5 protein-coding genes are annotated in these 5,200 nt (G+C 39.0%); 2 read left to right on the forward strand and 3 right to left on the reverse strand.

Translation table 11 applies throughout. The features are described from left to right. Both BHE89_RS26955 and BHE89_RS09065 read right to left on the reverse strand, forming a co-directional pair. Positions 1 to 48: hypothetical protein (locus BHE89_RS26955; protein ID WP_353615113.1), on the reverse strand; the 48-nt coding region annotated here is incomplete at its 3' end. Positions 49 to 77: 29 nt separating this feature from the next. Further along, positions 78 to 458: a CAT RNA binding domain-containing protein gene (locus BHE89_RS09065; RefSeq protein ID WP_286146020.1), complete on the reverse strand. Its 381-nt coding sequence runs from the start codon at positions 456 to 458 to the stop codon at positions 78 to 80. 741 nt (positions 459 to 1,199) lie between these two features. Between BHE89_RS09065 and BHE89_RS09070 the strand changes: the two genes are divergently transcribed. Beyond that, the gene (locus tag BHE89_RS09070) at positions 1,200 to 1,817 is read left to right on the forward strand and encodes a Fic/DOC family protein (RefSeq protein ID WP_069367298.1); all 618 of its coding nucleotides are present in this window, start codon (positions 1,200 to 1,202) and stop codon (positions 1,815 to 1,817) included. Here BHE89_RS09070 and BHE89_RS23750 read toward each other — a convergent pair. Continuing rightward, the gene (locus BHE89_RS23750) at positions 1,814 to 1,978 is read right to left on the reverse strand and encodes a hypothetical protein (protein WP_171729898.1); all 165 of its coding nucleotides are present in this window, start codon (positions 1,976 to 1,978) and stop codon (positions 1,814 to 1,816) included. The genes BHE89_RS09070 and BHE89_RS23750 overlap by 4 nt on opposite strands. 410 nt (positions 1,979 to 2,388) lie before the next feature. Here BHE89_RS23750 and mutS point away from each other — a divergent pair, with 410 nt between their 5' ends. Continuing rightward, on the forward strand, positions 2,389 to 4,953 hold the full coding sequence (mutS, locus tag BHE89_RS09075) for a DNA mismatch repair protein MutS (protein WP_069367296.1): 2,565 nt from the start codon (positions 2,389 to 2,391) through the stop codon (positions 4,951 to 4,953). Positions 4,954 to 5,200: the final 247 nt, after the last annotated feature.

Consider the following 5,200-nt stretch of genomic DNA (forward strand, 5'->3'; position numbering starts at 1 on the left):
AATACTGGCAATATGTAATGCAATAAATCCTGCTTCATCTTCTGGCATTGAAATATTAAATCTATCATTAATTAATTTTAAACCATAAAGACCAATATCAAACTCTTCACAATAGAAAATTTTTTTATCTCCCACAATATTTTATTTCTTATAAAAGTCCCTTCTTTATACCGTTCAATACTGGCTTGAATATGGTCGATCAATGCAATATAGATACTATCTTGTGTATCTAAGGTCATTTTTTCTTTTGCATACTGAATAATATTGTCTGCTATTTCTACGTAATCTAACGTAATATTCGATAAAAGGTCGAGCACTCTCTGCGGACAATTTTTAGGGCTTAAGATAAATTTTTTAGTTATTTGTTCAGATGTTATCTCATCACCTACTTTTTTAGCGTAGGCAATCCCTTTTCCCATGACGATAATTTCTTTTTCTGCTTCATCCAGAGAGATCACAACACTGTTATTTAATATTTTTTTTAATTTTCATGTTCATCTGGCATGCTCAAAAATTTTCTTTTATTAAGGCTTAAAAACGCAAAAACCCATTTGTAGACAAAAAAAGACATTTTTCTATCTACAAATGGGTTTTGTGTAGTAAGCTAGGTACTATTACAATCCCTACGTTTACTGGGGAAGTTAACATGGGATTTTTATATCGTCAAACTTAACACGGCAAAGTTAGTAATAGATCACAAATAACCACGGATTATATTTGAGTTACAACTAGAGAAATGCAATAGACTTATGCTAGTAATGAGGCAAAAGGAGATAAAACCTATAAAGGTAAAATATCTTAATACCAATTGCACAGCAAAATACACATTCACAGAACATCATAAAAATGAGCCAACACTCACAAACGAGATAAACTTCAATACGTTAAGAAAGACGACACCATGACTGACAGCCAAAATTTCGAATCCCCCCCTCCATGATGCATGGGTGTGTCAGTATTGATATATAACGATATTTATTAATTTTTCAGCAAAACCTACAATTCAACCTACACTTAATTAATCCGTTGATTTATAGGTAGTTATTATTTTATTTAACCTAGCCAGCGCTTATACTCTAAATAATTCGAGGTGCAGCTAGGCGACAAGTGAATGAGTCGCTAGGAGCATACATAAGTATGTGACTAGTGAGAATGAACACAGTCAACAACGCTGCAACTTGAAGTATGACGAGTATAAAATGAATAGATATGATGTATCTAATAGCGAAGGAAAATTTGCTGATGGTTCTGATGAAGAAGTGCTAGCTAATAAGCTAGGGCTTTCAAACGTTGATGATATCAATGATGCAGAGCTTGTCCTGTTAGAAAAACTGTATCAAGTCATTTTTGAAGAACAATTTCCCACTGAGCAAATTACCGTATCACTTATTCAGCGTTGGCACCGCCAATGGTTAGGGAATGTTTACGAGTGGGCTGGTCAGTTACGTACGGTGAATATTAGCAAGGGTGGCTTTATGTTTGCCCCTGCGAGTCGTGTTGCAAAGTTACTTGCTCAATTCGAGAAAGGATATTTAGCGAAATACACGCCCTGCACCAACATGAGCCGAGAACAAGCCATAGAAGCTATTGCCACAGTACATGTGGAATTAATTCTGATACATCCCTTTAGGGAAGGAAATGGACGCTTATCGCGTTTACTCGCAGATGTGATGGCAGTACAAGCTGGTTTCCAGCCGTTAGACTATGAAAGTTGGACTCAACACCCCGAGCAGTATATCGCAGCAATCCACGCAGGGTTAAACCTTAACTATAAACCCATGAAATATTGGGTTAATGAAGCCTTAAAAGAAAACTAAATCGCCAGTTTCAAATGTCCAAACTTCTCACGTTTCGCTTTCATTTCTTCTTCAAGGCGACGGGACTCTTGCCCTGTTTCAATCGCCGTAGAGGTTGCTACCGAGCGAATAAGCTGCTTGCGAGTTGGTTTTGTTGATTGAATTAATTCATTCTTTTTCATGGTAGTCTCACTTCAAACAGGCGATAGTGCATTTTATCACCGTTAGTTTATATGACAACCAACAGTACAGTTATCCATACCGATTAACGCCCTGAAAACGGTGACATCCTGACGTTTGCGTAATAAGTTTCTGGATTTGCGGGGCGCATACAGTAAAGCCTTCATACTTTGCAAGTGCGTGCGGGCGGAGGCAAGGCGCACCGCTGGAAGTTGTGAAACAATACGTGGCTGATGATCCTACGGGCTTCTTAAGCGACCCAATTCCCCTCCCACCTTATGTCAGTAGGAGTACCTTTTGGAGGTAAAAATGGTATGATGCCGTATAATGTTTGTGAAATAAAACTAGATATAGTTCAACAACTAGCACCCACAAACGGGATAAACTTCAATACGTTAAGAAAGACGACACCATGACTGACAGCCAAAATTTCGAATCCCACACCCCCATGATGCAACAGTATCTTAAGCTAAAGGCAGAGCACCCAGAAATCTTACTGTTCTATCGTATGGGTGATTTTTATGAACTGTTTTTTGATGATGCTAAAAAAGCCTCTCGCTTATTAGATATTTCATTAACAAAACGAGGTCAGTCGGCAGGTCAACCTATTCCTATGGCGGGTGTTCCGCACCATGCTGTTGAAAACTATCTGGCTAAATTAGTTCAATTAGGAGAGTCCGTCGCGATTTGTGAACAAATTGGCGATCCGGCAACCAGCAAAGGCCCTGTTGAGCGCAAAGTTATTCGTATCGTTACACCAGGTACGGTCACTGATGAAGCTTTACTTGAAGAACGCCAAGACAACCTTTTGGCCGCTATTTGGCAAGATAAAAATGGCGCTTTTGGTTATGCCACTTTAGATATCACATCTGGACGTTTTCGAGTAACAGAAATGCCTGATAGCGAAAGTATGGCAGCAGAGCTGCAACGCACTCACCCAGCTGAGCTACTCTATCCTGAAACCTTTGAATCAATGGCATTAATTGAACGCCAGCAAGGCTTACGTCGTCGTCCGATTTGGGAATTTGAACCAGAAACCGCAAGGCAACAACTGAATCTGCAATTTGGCACTCGTGATTTAACGGGCTTTGGTGTTGAAAATGCACATTTGGCACTCTGCGCTGCAGGATGCTTATTACAATATGTGAAAGATACACAACGCACCGCATTACCTCACATCCGTAACATCACGATGGAACGCCCTCAAGATTCAATTATTCTAGATGCGGCAACCCGTCGTAATCTCGAATTAACACAAAATCTTGCGGGAGGTACTGATAACACACTCGCATCAGTGCTTGATCTTTGTGTTACTCCCATGGGAAGCCGTATGCTGAAACGTTGGATACACTCGCCTTTGCGCCAACGTGAACAACTTATTAAACGCCAAGATGCAATTAGTGCATTACAGCCTCTCTATTTTGAACTGCAGCCTTTTTTACGACAAATTGGGGATTTAGAGCGAGTTTTAGCACGTTTAGCACTTCGTTCAGCACGACCTCGTGATCTTTCTCGTATGCGCCATGCTTTCCAGCAATATCACGATATTCACCAAGTGCTTGAACAAACCAATATGCCTTACATTAAAGAATTACAAAAGCGTATTAGCCAGTTCGATGAATTATGTGAATTACTTGAACATGCCATAGTTGAAACACCACCAGTATTAGTACGTGACGGTGGTGTTATTGCTTCTGGTTATAATGCCGAATTAGATGAATGGCGAGCATTAGCCGATGGTGCAAGTGATTACCTTGATAAACTTGAAATTCGCGAACGTGAAAAATGGGGTATTGATACACTTAAAGTGGGCTTTAATGGTGTACATGGCTATTACATTCAAGTCAGTCGTGGACAAAGCAATTTAGTGCCGATGCACTATGTTCGTCGTCAAACGTTGAAAAACGCTGAACGTTACATCATTCCTGAATTAAAAGAGTATGAAGACAAAGTATTAACGTCTAAAGGTAAAGCATTAGCTATCGAAAAAATGCTTTATGAAGAGATTTTTGAAAAGCTATTACCTCACCTTACAGCATTACAAATTAGTGCTGAGGCTTTAGCTGAAACAGATGTTCTCTCTAACCTTGCCGAGCGTGCTGAATCATTAAATTATACTCGCCCAGAATTAAGTGAGAAAACAGGTATTCAAATCACAGGGGGACGTCACCCTGTTGTTGAGCAAGTCCTTAGCGAACCTTTTATTTCAAACCCATTACAATTAGCGCCTCAACGTCGTTTATTGATCATTACAGGTCCAAATATGGGAGGAAAAAGTACTTATATGCGTCAAGCCGCATTAATTACTTTACTCGCTTATATTGGTAGCTTTGTACCAGCGGAAAAAGCCTTAATTGGTCCAGTCGATCGTATCTTTACGCGTGTAGGTGCTTCTGATGATCTTGCTTCTGGACGTTCTACTTTTATGGTTGAAATGACAGAAACAGCCAATATTCTGCATAATGCGACAGAAAACAGCTTAGTTTTAATGGATGAAATTGGTCGAGGTACATCCACTTATGATGGATTATCTCTAGCTTGGGCTTGTGCTGAAAACTTAGCAAATCGCATAAAAGCGATGACTCTTTTTGCAACCCACTATTTTGAATTAACCACACTACCTGAAAAACTTGAAGGTACTGCAAACATTCACTTAGATGCCGTTGAACATGGCGATACGATTGCTTTTATGCACAGTGTTCAAGAAGGTGCAGCAAGTAAAAGCTATGGTTTAGCCGTCGCATCGTTAGCAGGTGTACCAAAAGAAGTGATCCGGCGCGCCAAGCAAAAATTAAAAGAGCTTGAAATGTTATCAGGCAACTCAGGCGCTGGTCATGTTGAAACATCACAACTGATGTTATTAACAGAAGCGGAACCTTCAGAGGTTGAATTAGCGTTGGATAAAATAGACCCTGATGCACTCACACCTCGACAAGCCTTAGAACAACTTTATCGTTTAAAAGAGATGATAAAATAAGTCATACTGCTAAATATAAAAAATGGCGCTATGTTTATTTTCATAGCGCATTTTTATAACGTTTTAATCAAAAATAAATATGCCTTTAATTAATTAAAGTATGGCTATATTTTAAACGCTCACCTAACAGTAATAACGTATCTTCATCACCATAGTGATCAAATAAACGAATAAATGAAGATAACGCTGGGTTAAACATCATATCATCAGTGATTTTTTTATAATAAGTATAATCTTTTGTTTTAAA

The sequence above is a fragment of the Shigella sp. FC1967 genome (assembly GCF_001743005.1).
GTDB lineage: Bacteria > Pseudomonadota > Gammaproteobacteria > Enterobacterales > Enterobacteriaceae > Proteus.